The organism is Microbacterium sp. SY138, assembly GCF_039729145.1.
GTDB lineage: Bacteria > Actinomycetota > Actinomycetes > Actinomycetales > Microbacteriaceae > Microbacterium > Microbacterium maritypicum_A.
In genome coordinates this window covers 1,495,194-1,510,616 of record NZ_CP155793.1, presented here as the reverse complement: position 1 = coordinate 1,510,616, position 15,423 = coordinate 1,495,194, and the positions used below count along the sequence as shown (strand labels likewise).

15 protein-coding genes are annotated in these 15,423 nt (G+C 67.4%); 5 read left to right on the top strand and 10 right to left on the bottom strand.

From position 1 onward, the window contains the following. Positions 1-16: 16 nt before the first annotated feature. The 7 genes from ABDC25_RS07130 to rpsA form a co-directional block, all read right to left on the bottom strand. The gene (locus tag ABDC25_RS07130; RefSeq protein WP_347125594.1) at positions 17-595 is read right to left on the bottom strand and encodes a CoA-binding protein; all 579 of its coding nucleotides are present in this window, start codon (positions 593-595) and stop codon (positions 17-19) included. Next, positions 592-1,896 carry an O-acetylhomoserine aminocarboxypropyltransferase/cysteine synthase family protein gene (locus tag ABDC25_RS07125; protein WP_021201534.1) on the bottom strand — a complete coding sequence of 435 codons (1,305 nt, stop codon included), beginning with the start codon at positions 1,894-1,896 and terminating at the stop codon, positions 592-594. Before ABDC25_RS07125 ends, ABDC25_RS07130 begins: the two co-directional genes overlap by 4 nt. Before the next feature lie 29 nt (positions 1,897-1,925). Further along, positions 1,926-3,941: an acetate--CoA ligase gene (gene acs, locus ABDC25_RS07120; RefSeq protein ID WP_347125592.1), complete on the bottom strand. Its 2,016-nt coding sequence runs from the start codon at positions 3,939-3,941 to the stop codon at positions 1,926-1,928. 2 nt (positions 3,942-3,943) lie between these two features. Then, positions 3,944-4,804 carry an ABC transporter permease gene (locus ABDC25_RS07115; protein WP_136025023.1) on the bottom strand — a complete coding sequence of 287 codons (861 nt, stop codon included), beginning with the start codon at positions 4,802-4,804 and terminating at the stop codon, positions 3,944-3,946. After that, a complete protein-coding gene (locus tag ABDC25_RS07110) occupies positions 4,801-5,841 on the bottom strand; it encodes an aliphatic sulfonate ABC transporter substrate-binding protein (RefSeq protein WP_021201537.1) in 1,041 nt (346 codons plus the stop codon). The genes ABDC25_RS07115 and ABDC25_RS07110 overlap by 4 nt, the downstream gene beginning before the upstream one ends. Further along, positions 5,838-6,686: an ABC transporter ATP-binding protein gene (locus ABDC25_RS07105; protein WP_347125589.1), complete on the bottom strand. Its 849-nt coding sequence runs from the start codon at positions 6,684-6,686 to the stop codon at positions 5,838-5,840. Before ABDC25_RS07105 ends, ABDC25_RS07110 begins: the two co-directional genes overlap by 4 nt. Positions 6,687-6,828: 142 nt before the next feature. Further along, positions 6,829-8,283 (bottom strand): 30S ribosomal protein S1, encoded by a 1,455-nt coding sequence (rpsA, locus tag ABDC25_RS07100; protein ID WP_021201539.1) that lies wholly within the window; start codon positions 8,281-8,283, stop codon positions 6,829-6,831. A 239-nt stretch (positions 8,284-8,522) separates the two neighbouring features. Here rpsA and ABDC25_RS07095 point away from each other — a divergent pair, with 239 nt between their 5' ends. Then, positions 8,523-9,080, top strand: a complete 558-nt coding sequence (locus ABDC25_RS07095; RefSeq protein ID WP_347125587.1) for a hypothetical protein — start codon at positions 8,523-8,525, stop codon at positions 9,078-9,080. A gap of 212 nt (positions 9,081-9,292) precedes the next feature. After that, positions 9,293-9,898, top strand: coding sequence for a hypothetical protein (locus tag ABDC25_RS07090; protein ID WP_347125585.1), 606 nt, complete (start codon positions 9,293-9,295; stop codon positions 9,896-9,898). Between the two features lie 17 nt (positions 9,899-9,915). Here ABDC25_RS07090 and ABDC25_RS07085 read toward each other — a convergent pair whose 3' ends face one another. Further along, complete coding sequence (locus tag ABDC25_RS07085; protein ID WP_347125583.1) at positions 9,916-10,641, bottom strand: hypothetical protein; 726 nt, start codon at positions 10,639-10,641, stop codon at positions 9,916-9,918. A gap of 88 nt (positions 10,642-10,729) precedes the next feature. Between ABDC25_RS07085 and ABDC25_RS07080 the strand changes: the two genes are divergently transcribed. Continuing rightward, positions 10,730-11,668, top strand: coding sequence for a 5'-3' exonuclease (locus ABDC25_RS07080; protein WP_347125581.1), 939 nt, complete (start codon positions 10,730-10,732; stop codon positions 11,666-11,668). Positions 11,669-11,691: 23 nt separating this feature from the next. Here ABDC25_RS07080 and ABDC25_RS07075 read toward each other — a convergent pair whose 3' ends face one another. Beyond that, positions 11,692-12,678, bottom strand: coding sequence for a PHP domain-containing protein (locus ABDC25_RS07075; RefSeq protein WP_347125579.1), 987 nt, complete (start codon positions 12,676-12,678; stop codon positions 11,692-11,694). 2 nt (positions 12,679-12,680) lie between these two features. Then, a complete protein-coding gene (gene trpD / locus ABDC25_RS07070; RefSeq protein ID WP_029264931.1) occupies positions 12,681-13,751 on the bottom strand; it encodes an anthranilate phosphoribosyltransferase in 1,071 nt (356 codons plus the stop codon). Between the two features lie 288 nt (positions 13,752-14,039). Between trpD and ABDC25_RS07065 the strand changes: the two genes are divergently transcribed. Together ABDC25_RS07065 and ABDC25_RS07060 are read left to right on the top strand one after the other, a co-directional pair. Continuing rightward, positions 14,040-14,597, top strand: coding sequence for a heme-copper oxidase subunit III (locus ABDC25_RS07065; protein ID WP_208323613.1), 558 nt, complete (start codon positions 14,040-14,042; stop codon positions 14,595-14,597). Positions 14,598-14,617: 20 nt separating this feature from the next. Further along, the gene (locus ABDC25_RS07060) at positions 14,618-15,421 is read left to right on the top strand and encodes a cytochrome c (protein WP_029258331.1); all 804 of its coding nucleotides are present in this window, start codon (positions 14,618-14,620) and stop codon (positions 15,419-15,421) included. The last annotated feature ends 2 nt before the right edge of the window (positions 15,422-15,423 follow it).

Sequence of the window (15,423 nt, the reverse complement as noted above, 5' to 3'; positions counted from 1 at the left end):
TCGCTGCGGCCGCTCCTCACCTCGCGAGCAGCTGACGTCGCGAGCTGATCACGCCCGTGTCGAAGCCCGCCAGATGCAGGCCGCCGTGGAACCGCGCGTGCTCGATCTTGATGCACCGGTCCATGACCACCGAGAGACCTGCACGTTCCGCGATGGCCGCCGCGTCCTCGTTCCAGGACCCCAGCTGCAGCCACAGCGTCTGGGCACCCACCTCGATCGCCTCCTGAGCGATGCCGGGAAGGTCATCATGCCGACGGAACACGTCCACGATGTCGGGTACCACGGGGAGGTCGCTCAGCGTCGCGTACACGGGCCGCCCCAGGATCCGGGTCTCTCGGGGGTTCACGAGGTAGACGTCATAGGCCGTGCTGGAGAGCAGGTATGTCGCCACGAAGTACGACGCACGCGCAGGATTGTTCGAGGCGCCGACGATCGCGATGGATGTCGCGCGTCGCAGCAGACCGAAGCGCTCTTGCTGGCTCGGCCCGATCCAGGTGCGCCCGGGGATGGTCGCCGTCGCGCCGGGCAGCGCGCAGGCCGCAGAATCCGTCACGGTGGGCAGCGCGCACGCATCGCCCGAGGTCGTCGCGTTCATCGGTTCGTTCCTGTCGCCGTGGTGAGTGCCTGGTCGAGGTCCCAGATGATGTCGTCGGCGTCTTCCAGCCCGACCGATATGCGGATCAGATCTGCACGCACGCCTGCGGCGACGAGCTGCTCCTCGGTGAGTTGGCGATGTGTCGTCGACGCCGGGTGGATGACCAGGGTGCGGGCATCTCCGATGTTCGCGAGGTGGGAGGCCAGCTGCAGGTTCTCGATCAGCGTCTCCCCCGCCGCCCTCCCGTCTTCGGCCGCGACCCCGAAGGCGAACACCGAACCGGGCCCGAGGGGCAGGTACTTGGCCGCACGCTCATGATGCGGGTGTCCTTCGAGCCCTGCCCAGGTCACGTAGGCGACCCGCGGGTCGGAGGCGAGCCAGTCCGCGACGACCCGGGCGTTCGCGAGATGCGCGTCGATGCGCTGCGGAAGGGTCTCGATACCCTGGAGCAGATTGAACGCCGACTGCGGACTGAGCGCGGGGCCGATGTCGCGCAGCTGTTCGGATCGGAGCTTGGTGAGGAAGCCGTACTCCCCGAAGTTGTCCCACCACTTGATGCCGCCGTACGAGTCGACGGGTTCGGTCATCTGCGGGAACTTGCCGTTGCCCCAGTCGAACGTGCCCTTCTCGATGACGACGCCGCCGAGCGTGGTGCCGTGTCCACCGAGGAACTTCGTCACGGAGTGGATGACGATGTCGGCGCCGTGCTCGAGGGGACGCGCGAGGTACGGGGTCGCCAGCGTCGCATCGACCACGAGCGGCACACCGGCCGCATGGGCGACGGCCGCCAGTCCTTCGACGTCGGCGATCTCTCCCGAGGGGTTGCCGATCATCTCGACGTAGACGACCTTCGTCTCCGGACGGATAGCGGCGGCGAAGTCGGCAGGATCGGTCGAGGCGACGAATGTGGTCTCCACACCGAAGCGGCGCAGCGTCACGTCCAGCTGAGTCACGGTGCCGCCGTACAACTGCGCAGCGGCGACGACGTGGTCACCCACGCCGACGAGGGCTGCGAACGTGATGAACTCCGCGCTCATCCCGGATGCGGTGGCGACGGCGCCGATCCCGCCTTCGAGTGACGCCAGACGCTCCTCGAGGGCCGCGACCGTGGGGTTGCCTATCCGGGAGTAGATGTTGCCGTACTTCTGCAGCGCGAAGAGGTTGCCGGCGTCCGCCGCGTCGTCGAACACGAACGATGTCGTCTGATAGATCGGCACCGCCCGCGCGCCGGTCGAGGCGTCAGGGGTTCCGCCGGCGTGCAGGGCCCGGGTACGGAACCCGAAGCGATGTTCTTCCGTCATGATGTCCTCAGTTCAGCGGTATCGAGAGTTCAGCGGTGTCGAGAGTTCAGCGGTGTCGAGAGTTCAGCGCTACCGAGCACGTCGGCGATGTCGTCGACGGCCCAGGGGTTCTGCAGCGAGGTCGTGTCTCCGAGCGGCTGGGCATCGCGACCTGCTCGGCGGTCCTGCTCGGCCTCCCACAGCTGCGCCAGGAGTCGCCGCATGATCTTGCCCGAGCGTGTCTTGGGGAGGTCCGGTACCACCACGATGTGCTTTGGCTTGGCGACAGGGCCGATCGACTGCGCGACCTGCGCACGCAGGTCGGCCGGCGTCACTTCTGCGCGGCCCGACGGTGTCACGAACGCGACGACGGCCTGCCCGGTGATCGGGTCGGACACGCCGGCGGAGCCGGCTTCACCGACGGTGGCATGCGCGACGAGAGCCGATTCGATCTCGATGGTGGAGAGCCGGTGTCCGGAGACGTTGACGACGTCGTCGAGTCGGCCGAGGATCCAGATGTACCCGTCGGCGTCTCGCGTCGCACCGTCTCCGGCGACGTAGAAGCCACCGAACTCGCCGTGACCGGCATACGCCGACCAGTAGGCGTCGCGGTAGCGCTTCGGGTCACCCCACACCGTGCGAGCCATCCCGGGCCACGGGCGGCGGACCACGAGCGTTCCGGAGCGGCCGGGTTCGACCTCGCGTCCGTCCTCGTCGACCACCGCGACGTCGATCCCCGGCAGGGGCACCGACGCCGAGCCCGGCTTGAGTCGTGTGACCCCGGGCAGCGGCGCGATCATCGCGGCGCCCGTCTCGGACTGCCACCACGTATCGATCACCGGAAGCTCGTCACGGCCGAAGTTGCGGCGGAACCACACCCAGGCTTCGGGGTTGATCGCCTCGCCGACCGTGCCGAGCAGGCGAAGGGTCGAGAGGTCGTGGCCGACGGGGAGGTCGGGGCCGAACCAGGTCATGAAGGTGCGGATCAGTGTGGGTGCCGTGTAGTAGACGGTCACCCCGTATCGCTCGATGATCTCGAGATGGCGCTCCCGGTGCGGAGAATCCGGGGTCCCCTCGTAGATGACCTGGGTGAGACCGTTCGAGAGCGGTCCGTAGATCTCGTAGGTGTGCGCGGTGACCCAGGCGAGGTCTGCGGTGCACCAGTGCACGTCGTCGGGCTTCGCATCGAAGTGCGCCCAGTGCGCCCAGCTCGCCTGCGTGAGATAGCCGCCCGACGTGTGCACGAGGCCCTTCGGCTTCCCGGTGGTGCCGGAGGTGTAGATGATGAAGAGCGGATGCTCGGCATCGAACGGCTGCGCGTCGTGCACGGGCGACGCAGTATCGACGACGTCGTGCCACCAGACATCGCGCCCGTCCGTCCACGGCACGTCCTGGCCCGTGCGCCGGAGCACCAGCACGTGCTCGAGGGCGGGAAGACCGGAGGCGGCGACATCGGCCGTGGACTTGATCTCGGTGGCAGCGCCGCGTCGGTACTGCCCGTCGCTCGTGACCAGCAGCTTCGCACCGGTGTCTTCGAGGCGGAAGCGCACGGCTTCGGCGGAGAAGCCCCCGAAGACCAGCGAGTGCACGGCGCCGATCCGCGCGCAGGCCAGCGTGATCACGATCGTCTCGACGAGCACGGGAAGGTAGATCACGACACGGTCGCCCGCCTCGACGCCGAGCGCCACGAGGGCGTTGGCGGCGCGGCACACGCGCTGCCGCAGGTCGGAGTACGTCACCGCGACACGGTCGCCCGGCTCCCCCTCGAAGTGCAGGGCGATCTTGTCGCCTCGGCCGGACTCCACGTGCCGGTCGACGCAGTTGACGGCCACGTTGAGCGTGCCTCCGGTGAACCAGCGCGCCGCAGGCATCGCATCTCCGCTCGGCGGCTCCCACTCATGGGGTGTGTGCCAGGGCTCCGCCCAGTCGAGCCGTCGAGCCGCATCCTCCCAGAAGGCGATGGGGTCCGCCGCGGCGCGGGCGTACGCCTCCGCCGTCACGTTCGCGTGTGGGAAGTGGTCCGACGGCTCGTAGACGCGAGCCTCCTGCAATCGAACCTCGGTCATGCTCACACCCACCGACGGAGCAGGTACTTCTCCACCAGCACGAGAACGCCGTTGGTGATGGTGCCGAGCAGAGCCAACAGCACGATCGAGAGAAGGATGCGGTCCACTCGACCGCTGTTCTGAGAATCCGTGAGCAGGAAGCCGAGCCCCATGGACGAAGCGATGAGCTCAGCGGCGACCAGGAACAACCACGCCTGGGCCAGCGCGAGACGGAGGCCGGAGACGACGGACGGCACGACCGCGGGCAGCTGCACGATGCGGAACAACGACCATCCGCGCAGGCTGAACGAGCGTCCGGCCTCGACGAGCTGCGGGTCGACATGCCGGAGTGCGGAGGCGACCGTGGTGTAGACGGGGAAGAACGCCCCGATCGCGATGAGCGTGACCTTGGACTCCTCCCCGATCTGCATCCAGAGGATCAGCAGCGGCACCCAGGCCAGCGACGGCACGGCGCGGATGGCGGCGAGCGTCGGGCTCAGCAGCACGTCGCCGAGCCGGGACAGCCCCACCACTCCCGCCGCGGCGAGACCGATCAGGGAGCCGATCGCGAATCCGAGCAGCACGCGCTGCACGGAGATGGCGATGTGGGTCCAGAGCTGGCCGCTCTCCGCGAGCTCGACACCGGCCTGGAAGACCGAGGCGGGCGTGGGCAGGCGGTAGGGCGGGATGAGCCCGTTCGTCGTGACGACCTGCCAGACGATCAGGATGATCGCCGGGAGGAGGAGGCCGGCGACGATGCGAACGACCGGACGGTCCCAGGTGCGCCGGGCAGCGGCATCGGGCCGCCTGAGGTCGCCTTTCGCGAAGTCGAGCGCGTCCCGCGAGTCGGCGGGCACGATCACGCGCTGGTCGAGTTCACTCACTCGCCGTCGACCGCCTTTTCGGCGAAGGTCGCGTTCACGATCGAGGAGAGCGCCTTGTCGACGGAGTCCTTGCCGCCCTGCACGTCGCCGGACTCCACGAGCACGGGGGCGATCTTCTCGAGCACGGCGATCTGGTCGTCGCCGGGGACGCCGCTCACGTCGAGGTTCGAGCGCTCCTCGATCACGGTGGTGGCGACGCCGAGGTCGATGCCGGCGACCTCGGCCAGGAGCGCCGCAGTCTTGTCGGGGTTCTCCAGCGCCCACTCGCGTGCCTGCTCGTAGGCGTCGACGACCGCCTGCGCGAGGTCGGGGTGGTTCGTGATGAAGTCCTCGGTGGCGTTGAGGAAGCCGTACGTGTTGAAGTCGACGTTGCGGTAGATGAGCTTGTCACCCGACTCTGCCTCGGCCGCGGCCATGATCGGGTCGAGACCCGACCACGCGTCGACCGAACCGCCGTCGAGAGCCGCCCGGCCGTCGGCGTGCTGCAGGTTCTGCACCTCGACGTCCGAGAGCGACAGGCCGCCCTCTTCGAGCGCCTGCAGCAGGAAGAAGTAGGGATCGGTGCCCTTGGTGGCAGCCACGGAGGCGCCCTTCAGATCTTCGATCGACGTGATATCGCTGTCCGGTCCGACGACGATGGCCGCCCACTCCGGCTGCGAGAAGATGTCGATGACCTGGATGGGCGAGCCGTTGGCACGGGCAAGGAGCGCCGCGGATCCCGCGGTCGAGCCGACGTCGACCGAGCCGGAGCGCAGCAGTTCGTTGGCCTTGTTGGAGCCGGCGGACTGCACCCACTCGACGGCGACGTCATCGCCGAGGATATCTTCGAGGATGCCCTGGTCACGGATCACGAGGCTCAGCGGGTTGTATGTCGCGAAGTCGATCGACAACGTGTCGGACGACCACTCGGTGGTCCCGGAGGTGGGCTTCGTGTCGGTGGCCGCGGCGTTCTCTCCCGCGACGCAGCCGGTCGCGACGAGCATCATCGTCCCGGCGATCGCGATCGCGGGGATGATTCGGCGGGTGGTGATGCTCATCGGGTCTCCTCGGCGGTGCGGTGGTGGGTGTCGACGCCGAGGCCTTCGAGAAGGTCGGCGCGCAGGTCGGCGAGACCGCGATCGGCGCGGTCTCTGGGGCGGATGCCCGGAACGGTGATCGTGCGGGCGATGGAGGACTCGTCGCCGTCGGCCGCGCCCAGCGTGCGCAGCAGGAGGACACGGTCGGCGAGATAGAGGGCTTCTTCCACATCGTGCGTGACGAGGAGGATCGTGGTGGGCTCCGCGGAGTGGATCTTCAGCAGCAGATCGTGCATGCGCAGGCGCGTCAGCGCGTCGAGCGCTCCGAAAGGCTCGTCGAGCAGGAGCACGCCGGGGTTCCGGGCGAGAGCCCTGGCCAGGGATGCGCGCTGGGCCATGCCGCCGGACACCTCGCGCGGATGCTGATCCGTCGCATGATCGAGGCCGACCAGCTGCAGCAGCTCACGGACGCGTTCGCGGCCGAGGCGGCGTGCGGTGCCCCGCGGGAGGCCGAGTTCGACGTTCTGTGCGATCGTGCGCCACGGGAGCAGCCTCGGCTCCTGGAACGCCACGGCCGTGCGCTCATCCACGTCGGCGACGGGCGTGTCGTCGAGTCGGATGCCGCCTCGTGTCGGCGCGTCCAGACCTCCGACGAGGCGCAGCAGGGTCGACTTGCCGCAGCCGGAGGGCCCGACGACGGCGACGATCTCACCGGCGGCTATGTCGACGTCGACGCCCCGCAGCACGTCGCGGTGGCCGTGCGGCAGAGGAAACGATCGTTCGATGCCTTCGACCCGAACGGCCTGTGCCGTACCCACCGCCGTCGGAGCGGCGGCGGTGCGCGGTGCGGGCAGCAGGGTGGTCATACGCCCATGCTGGCCGAGCGGATCGGTTGTCACGAATGCCGTCGTAATGTTGCGTCACGCGCGGGATTCCGTGGTGGAGATATGCGAAACGGGCCGCCACACCCGCCCGAAGGCGAGGTGACGACCCGTTCCCGAATGCTGCTTAAGCGTTGCCGCCCGAGAGCTTCTCGCGCAGAGCGGCGAGAGCCTCGTCGTCCGCGAGGGTGCCGGCGCCGGCAGCCTCGCTGGTGAAGGTCTGACCACCGAAGTCGTCTCCGGCCGCAGCCTCGGCCTCGGCCGCCTTGACGACCTGAGCCTTGTGCGCCTCCCAGCGAGCCTGGGCTGCAGCGTACTCCTGCTCCCATGCCTCGCGCTGGGCGTCGAAGCCTTCCTTCCACGCACCGGTCTCGGCGTCGAAGCCCTCCGGGTACTTGTACTCGCCGTTCTCGTCGTACTCGGCGAGCATGCCGTACAGGGCCGGGTCGAACTCGGTGCCGTTGGGGTCGACCGACTCGTTGGCCTGCTTCAGCGACAGCGAGATGCGACGACGCTCGAGGTCGATGTCGATGACCTTGACGAAGACCTCTTCGCCGACCGACACGACCTGCTCAGCCAGCTCCACGTGCTTGCTGGAGAGCTCGGAGATGTGGACGAGGCCCTCGATGCCGTCTGCGACGCGAACGAATGCACCGAACGGGACGAGCTTGGTGACCTTACCCGGCGTGACCTGTCCGATCGCGTGGGTACGGGCGAAGACCTGCCACGGGTCCTCCTGCGTCGCCTTCAGCGACAGGGAGACGCGCTCGCGGTCGAGGTCGACCTCGAGGATCTCGACGGTGACCTCCTGGCCCACCTCGACGACCTCGGAGGCGTGCTCGATGTGCTTCCAGGACAGCTCGGAGACGTGCACGAGGCCGTCCACGCCGCCCAGGTCGACGAACGCACCGAAGTTGACGATCGACGAGACGACACCCTTGCGGACCTGACCCTTGTGCAGGTTGTTCAGGAACGTGGTGCGCGACTCCGACTGCGTCTGCTCGAGCAGCGCACGGCGGCTCAGGACGACGTTGTTGCGGTTCTTGTCGAGCTCGAGGATCTTGGCCTCGATCTCCTGGCCGAGGTACGGCGTGAGGTCGCGGACGCGGCGCAGCTCGATGAGCGAAGCCGGCAGGAAGCCACGGAGGCCGATGTCGACGATGAGTCCACCCTTGACGACCTCGATGACCGTACCGGTGACGACGCCGTCGTTCTCCTTGATCTTCTCGACGTCTCCCCAGGCACGCTCGTACTGTGCGCGCTTCTTGGAGAGGATCAGACGGCCTTCCTTGTCCTCCTTCTGGAGAACGAGGGCCTCGACCAGATCGCCGACAGCGACGACCTCGTTGGGGTCGACGTCGTGCTTGATCGAGAGCTCGCGCGAGGGGATGACACCCTCGGTCTTGTAGCCGACATCGAGGAGGACCTCATCGCGGTCGATCTTGACGATCGTGCCTTCGATGATGTCGCCGTCGTTGAAGAACTTCAGGGTCTTCTCGACCGCGGCCAGGAAGTCCTCAGCAGATCCGATGTCGTTGATGGCGACCTGCTTGGTGGCCGGGGCGGTCGTTGCGGTAGTCATGTAGTGGGTTGTCCTTGTTGAATGGAGACTCGGGCTGGGAGGCAACGACCGCGCACGGCCGACTGCATGCTTCACAGCAGTTGGATTTTGGTTTTCTCGTCACGAGGGCACGCGCATGCACGCCACGAGTGACGGTTAAGGCTATCAGAAGTTCGGATACGGCAGGAGTCGGATTCCGACGGGCACCGACCTGTGGATAACTCCCCCGGGCCCGACGCGCTCCGGGCTACCGTGACGGGGTGATCTCACCGACTCCTCCGCTCGCCATGTCCCGTCGCCTCGGCGCTCTCACGACGGTCGCCGTTGCCGTGACACTCGCGGGCTGCGCGCCGACTCCGGCTCCGACGCCGACGCCGACCGCAGCCTTCGCCTCGGAAGAAGAAGCCTTCGCCGCCGCGGAGGCGACGTACCGGGCCTACACGGACGCATTGAACTCAGTCGACTTCAGCGATCCGTCGACGTTCGATGCGGTCTACGTGCTCCTGTCGAATGCAAGCGCAACATCAACGAGGAAGATCTTCAGCGAGTTTCACGCTGCGAAGGTCCGGACGGTGGGACTCACGGAGTACGACTCATTTGCCGGAATCTCTGCAGACCTCTCAACTGGAAGCATCTCCGCAACCGTCTGCGTTGATGTAAGCGCTGTCGATGTGGTCGACGAGTCCGGAAAATCCATCGTCTTGTCCGATCGGCCCGCTCGACAGCCAATGCTGATCAGCTTTGAGGGAACGCGTGGCGCGGGAAGCGTCACGATTGCAGCCCAGGATCCCGCGGACGATTTCACGTGCGCGCGGTAGCCATCGTCCTCTTGTTCGTGTTCCAAGCTCCGTTCACGTCGGCGTCAGCAAGTAGTTCGTGCAATGCAGGCATCGCATGGGTTGCCGGATGCAGTACCAATGGCAATTCCCTGACGATCTCCGGCACCCAGACCCAGCCCTCTTCCGGCAGCCCACACAACAACGTCCCGGACGGAGGGTCCCCGTCCACCCCGACCTCTCCAGCTTTCCCGGTGCACGAGTTCGACTTCGATTCGTGTCTCGACGACTGGAACAGCTCCCGCAGCTGCTTTCGCGCCGCGGTCGACGAGGAACCGACGTCACCCCCGCCAGCGGCGACGGATGAGCCCGCCGCCCCGGCGATCACGATCGACGATCTCGCACAGTTCGCTCCCGATCCGGTCGCGAACGTCGGCGAGCCCGACAACGTCGGTGTGGCCGGGATGCCGACGAACTTCGTCGCGGCGGCGTCCGCGCACACGCGCTCGGGCACCCTTCTCGGCACCCCTCTCTCGGTGCGGTTCACACCCGTCGACTATGAGTTCGTGCACGGCGACGGCACCTCTGCGACATCGAGCACCGGCGGACAGACCTGGTCGGCGCTCGGTCAGGCGCCGTTCACCCCGACCGCGACGAGCCACGTCTATCGCGAGCGCGGCACCTACCAGGCGCATGTCACCGTCCGCTACGCCGCGGAGGTCGACCTCGGCGGCGGCTGGTTCCCGGTCGCCGGTCGACTCACGATCCCGGGCCCCGCACGGGAAATACGCATCTTCGAGGCTCACACCGCACTCGTGGCCTTCACCTGCGAACAGCGCCCATCGGCCCCAGGCTGCTGAGCGACATCGAAGAAGGGCTAGCGCGCGACGGTCACGACGACCGGGGCGCCGTCCGCATCGACGTACCCGGCGAGCGTCAGTTTCGCGTCCTGGTCGATGCCCTCCGCTGTCACGAACGTGATCTGCGGAACCAGATCCATCGTGCAGACCTCGTTCGCACTCTCCTCGAGCCGAACGATCGCCTCGTTCTCACTGACGGCCTCGACGGCCCCGGAGGCAGGCATGCAGGTCGACGATCCCCAGGTGAGGACCGCGAGTTCATGCGCGTCGATCCATGCCGCTGCGGGTGTCTGCTCGGGCATCCGATCGGCCGGGATGATCTCCCCTGAGACAAGTCCGGGAAGCGTCAGTTCCGTGGTCTCTCCCCCGGGATCCGTCACTGTCAGTTCGACAGGTCGCGAGGAATCGAACGCCGCCGGCAGCCCGACGTACATTCCGTGAGCGGTCTGCACTTTCGCGCACACCTCATCCGTGCCGTCGACGAGAACGAGCTCGAGCGATTGGTCCCCCGCGACGATGTCCCCGATCTGCGGAGCGCACGCATCGCCCCACGTCTTCACGACGAACGACGTCGCATCCAGCCATGCCGCCTGCGGTGCGTACGTCGTGTCGGAGGTGTCCGGAGCGGACGTCGATTCCGGGACAGGGGAGGTCCCCGCCGACATCGCGCATCCGCTCAGTGTCGCAGCGAGCGCGAACCCACCCAGGACGAGGGACGAGAACGTGCGAAGAGAAGCTGTCATACCCGTGAGTGTCGCAACCGCGCGGATCGTCTCACGCTCCGGCCCGCGACCACCGGCCCGTGTCGCACGCCCGTGCCAGACTGTGCTGGTGACCGATCGCCTCATGCTGCTCGACACCGCCAGCCTCTACTTCCGCGCCTTCTACGGCGTCCCCGACAAGGTGACGGCGCCCGACGGCGCTCCGATCAACGCGGCGCGCGGTCTGCTCGACATCATCGCGAAGCTCGTCACGCTCTACGAGCCCACCCATGTCATCGCCTGCTGGGATGACGACTGGCGCCCGCAATGGCGCGTCGATCTGATCCCCAGCTACAAGACGCACCGTGTCGTCGAGGTCGTCGAGGTCGGACCTGACATCGAAGAGGTCCCCGACCCCCTCGAAGCGCAGATCCCCCTCATCCGGGAGACGCTCGCCGCGATCGGGATCCCGATCATCGGGGTGGCGGAGCACGAGGCCGACGACGTCATCGGCACGCTCGCGACCGGTGCCACGATGTCGGTCGATATCGTCACCGGAGACCGCGATCTGTTCCAGCTCGTCGACGACTCCCGCGATGTGCGGGTCATCTACACCGCGCGCGGCATGAGCAATCTCGAGGTCGTGACCGATGCGACGGTGTTCGCGAAGTACGGGGTGCTCCCCTCGCAGTATGCCGACTTCGCCACCATGCGTGGCGACGCCTCAGACGGCCTTCCCGGTGTGGCCGGGGTCGGTGAGAAGACCGCCGCGACGCTGCTGCAGACCCACGCCGACCTCGAGGGCATCCGCGCCGCCGCCGAGGCCGGAGAGGGCATGAGCGCCGGGGTGCGGGCGAAGGTGCTCGCCGCATCCGCCTACCTCGATGTGGCCCCCACCGTGGTCGCGGTCGCCACGTCGCTTCCCATCACGGCGCCCGAGATCCCGTTGCGGGTGCTCGATCCCGCGGAGGTCGATGCGGCGACGGCTCTCGCCGAGAAGTGGAACCTCGGCGGCTCGATGACGCGCGCGGTGTCAGCGGTGTCGAAGGCCGCCCTCACGTCCGGCTGACCCCCGGGCAACCGCAGCTGCACCTATTCCGCCCAGGCGAGAAGCCGGGAGAGTCCCCAGGTCGTCACGATCCGGGAGGCAGGAATCCCCGCGCGCTCGGCTCGCTCCGCGCCGTGATCCAGCAACGAGAGCTGACCGGGAGCGTGCGCATCCGAGTCGATGGAGAAAAGGCATCCTGCTTCGAGCGCGAGCGCGATCAGTTCATCCGGCGGATCCTGACGCTCGGGGCGCGAGTTGATCTCGACCGCCACTCCGTTGTCCGCGCATGCGGCGAAGACCGCCGCCGCGTCGAACGCCGACTGCGCGCGGGTCCCTCGTTCCCCCTGCACCAGGCGCCCGGTGCAGTGCCCGAGCACGTTCACCCTGGGGTGCGACACCGCGGCGATCATGCGTGCGGTCATCGGACGCGAGTCCATCCGCAACTTCGAATGCACCGATGCCACGACGATGTCCAGTTCGCGGAGCAGGGAGTCCTCCTGGTCGAGAGCGCCGTCCTCGAGGATGTCGACCTCGATGCCGGCGAGCAGGGTGAAACCGTCACCGGACTCCGCACGCACCAAGGGCATCTGCTCCCGAAGCCGCTCGGCCGAGAGCCCTCTGGCCACCCGAAGACGCGGCGAGTGATCCGTTATCGCCTGATACTCATGGCCCAACGCGCGAGCTGCCGCTGCCATGACAGAGATGGGAGTAGTGCCGTCGGACCAGTCGGTGTGAGCGTGCAGGTCGCCGCGCAGCTTCGTGCGCAGCAGCGAGACACGCTCAGGTTCGACGTCGCCACGCAGCTCGACGAGGTAGTCCGGAACCTGCCCGGCCTGCGCCTGACGGATCACCGCGAAGGTGGATTCTCCGATGCCCTTCGCCGCTCTCAGGCGGGTGGGATCGGCCCGGACGTCGTCCGGGAGATCCTGCAGGGTCGCGGCAGCCTGACGAAAAGCCTTCGCTCGGTACCGTGAGGCCCGCTCGCGCTCCAGAAGAGAGGCGATCTCCAGCAGGGCGTCGACGGGATCCACGGTCACTCCTTCGGGGCCGCCAGCTCGCGACTGACGGAGATCCACTGGTCGAGCTTGGCCAGGGCACGGCCGTCGTCGACCGCCGCCGATGCCTTGTCGTACCCCTCGCGCAGTCGTTCGAGGATCGGGCGCTGCACCTGCATGGCGTCCTGGGAGAGTTCGAACGCGACGATGCCCGCCGCCGCATTGAGCAGCACGATGTCGCGCACCGCCCCGGTCTCCCCCGCCAGCGTCCGTCGAAGCACCTCCGCGTTGTGCTGCGGAGATCCGCCGATCAGGTCGGCCAGGTCGGCGATCGGGATGTCGAGGTCACGGGGGTCGAGGTCGTGCTCGTGGATGTCCCCGCGGGTGACCTCCCAGATGCGGCTGTGGCCGGTCGTGGTGAGCTCGTCGAGTCCATCGTCGCCTCGGAACACCAGCGCGGTCGCGCCGCGGGTCCGGAAGACGCCGGTGATCAGCGGTACGCGCTCGATCTGCGCGACACCCACGGCGTTGGCTTCGGCGCGCGCAGGGTTGCACAGCGGCCCGAGCATGTTGAAGACGGTGGGAACCCCGAGCTCCGCGCGGACGGATCCTGCGTGCTTGAAGCCGGGGTGGAACGCGCCCGCCCACGCGAAGGTGATCCCGGTGCGGTCGAGGATGGAAGCGACGGCGGCGGGGTCGAGTGACAGCTCGAGGCCGAGAGCACCGAGCACGTCTGAGGAACCGGAAGCCGAACTCGCCGCACGGTTGCCGTGCTTGACGACGGGCACGCCGGTGGCGCCGATGATGATCGCCGCCGTGGTCGAGACGTTCACCGTGCCGACGCGGTCGCCGCCCGTCCCGACGATGTCGAGCACATCAGGAGAGACGGGAAGAGGGACCGCAGCCTCGAGGATCGCGTCGCGGAAGCCGACGATCTCGTCGATCGTCTCCCCCTTGGCACGAAGAGCGACGAGGAATCCTGCCAGCTGGGCCTCCGTGACGTTGCCCTGCATGATCTGCCGCATGGCCCACGTCGACTCCCACACGCTGAGATCGCGACGCTCCAGAAGAGAGGTGAGCACGTCGGACCAGGTCAGGGAATCAGCCATGTGTGCGATCCTATCGGCGCAGAGAAAACATGCAGATGCTTCCGAACACACGTGCACCCCACCCCCACCCCTTGTTTCCCGCGGATTCACCGGGTATTCGCAGTGTTTTCTTAGGGTCTCCTAAGTCGTCGACCGGCAACTCGAAGGTCGCCGGTGCAAGAATCACGCCCGCGGATCGGCCATAATGGAGGGGTGACGACCTCAGCGACGTATGCCCCGGCGGCGAGAACGATTAAGCGGCCCAACCCGGTAGCTGTCGGCACCATTGTGTGGCTCGGCAGTGAGGTGATGTTCTTCGCGGGACTCTTCGCGATCTACTTCACCCTCCGCAGCACCTCCCCGGAGCTGTGGGCGGCCCGGACCGAGCTGCTGAACGTCCCGTTCGCCGCAGTAAACACTGCGATCCTCGTACTCTCCTCGTTCACGTGCCAGATGGGCGTGTTCGCGGCAGAGGACCTGCAGCCCTACAAGATCGGCAAGGGACAGAAGAACGGCGCAGGACGCCGTCGCCTGTTCGGATGGGGAATGGTCGAGTGGTTCTTCCTCACCTTCGCCCTGGGCGCGATCTTCGTCTCCGGCCAGGTCTGGGAGTATGCCCAGCTCGTTGCTGAGGGCATGCCCATCAGCGCTGACTCGTACGCTTCCGCGTTCTACCTGACGACGGGCTTCCACGCCCTGCACGTCACCGGCGGACTGGTCGCGTTCTTGCTCGTCATCGGACGCGCATACGCCGTCAAGAACTTCCGGCACAAGGAGGCGACCTCCTCGATCGTGGTGTCCTACTACTGGCACTTCGTCGACGTCGTCTGGATCGTGCTGTTCCTCGTTATCTACTTCCTGAAATAAGAGCGGAGCTGATCCCCGAGATGGCACGAGAGAAGAAGCGCCGTTCCAGCGGTCGTCGCAGCCCTTTGGCGGCGGCCGCGCTCATCGGCGCAGGCCTCATGATCACCGGCGCCGTGTACGCCGGCGCGACCGCTGCGTTCGCCGCGACCGACACCCAATCGGCGGCGACCTCGCAGTTGACCGTCGAGGACGGCAAGAAGCTGTTCACGGCCAACTGCGCCACCTGCCACGGTCTCGACCTGCAGGGAACCGCCAATGGCCCCAGCCTCTACGGCGTGGGTGAGCTGGCGACCGAGTTCCAACTGTCGACCGGCCGCATGCCTCTGCAGATGCAGGGCCCCCAGGCGCCGCAGAAGGCCCCGCAGTTCACCGAGGACCAGATCCTCGCGATCTCGTCCTTCGTCCAGTCCGAGGCTCCCGGCCCGACGTTCCCGTCGGACCACATCCTCGACGGCAAGGGCGATGTCTCTAACGGCGCCGAGCTGTTCCGCGTCAACTGCGCGATGTGCCACAACGTGGCCGCCGCGGGTGGAGCGCTCACCGAGGGCAAGTACGCCCCCGGACTCAGCGAGACCAGCGCGCTGCACATGTATGCCGCCATGGTCACCGGCCCCCAGAACATGCCGGTCTTCGGCGACATGAACCTGTCCGACGAGGACAAGCGAGACATCATCTCGGCGCTGCTCTTCCAGCAGCAGTCCGTGCAGATCGGTGGCTTCTCGCTGGGCTCGCTCGGTCCGGTCTCCGAAGGCCTGTTCGTGTGGATCTTCGGTATCGGCGCGCTCGTCGCCGTCACCGTGTGGATCACGGCGAAGTCCAACTGACG

Bases quoted from the DNA above. Each gene is read 5' to 3' on its own strand.
- ABDC25_RS07130 (WP_347125594.1), bottom strand. From the start codon at position 595: ATGAACGCGACGACCTCGGGCGATGCGTGCGCGCTGCCCACCGTGACG.
- ABDC25_RS07125 (WP_021201534.1), bottom strand. From the start codon at position 1,896: ATGACGGAAGAACATCGCTTCGGGTTCCGTACCCGGGCCCTGCACGCC.
- acs (WP_347125592.1), bottom strand. From the start codon at position 3,941: ATGACCGAGGTTCGATTGCAGGAGGCTCGCGTCTACGAGCCGTCGGAC.
- ABDC25_RS07110 (WP_021201537.1), bottom strand. From the start codon at position 5,841: ATGAGCATCACCACCCGCCGAATCATCCCCGCGATCGCGATCGCCGGG.
- ABDC25_RS07105 (WP_347125589.1), bottom strand. From the start codon at position 6,686: ATGACCACCCTGCTGCCCGCACCGCGCACCGCCGCCGCTCCGACGGCG.
- rpsA (WP_021201539.1), bottom strand. From the start codon at position 8,283: ATGACTACCGCAACGACCGCCCCGGCCACCAAGCAGGTCGCCATCAAC.
- ABDC25_RS07085 (WP_347125583.1), bottom strand. From the start codon at position 10,641: ATGACAGCTTCTCTTCGCACGTTCTCGTCCCTCGTCCTGGGTGGGTTC.
- trpD (WP_029264931.1), bottom strand. From the start codon at position 13,751: ATGGCTGATTCCCTGACCTGGTCCGACGTGCTCACCTCTCTTCTGGAG.
- ABDC25_RS07065 (WP_208323613.1), top strand. From the start codon at position 14,040: ATGTTCTTCGCGGGACTCTTCGCGATCTACTTCACCCTCCGCAGCACC.
- ABDC25_RS07060 (WP_029258331.1), top strand. From the start codon at position 14,618: ATGGCACGAGAGAAGAAGCGCCGTTCCAGCGGTCGTCGCAGCCCTTTG.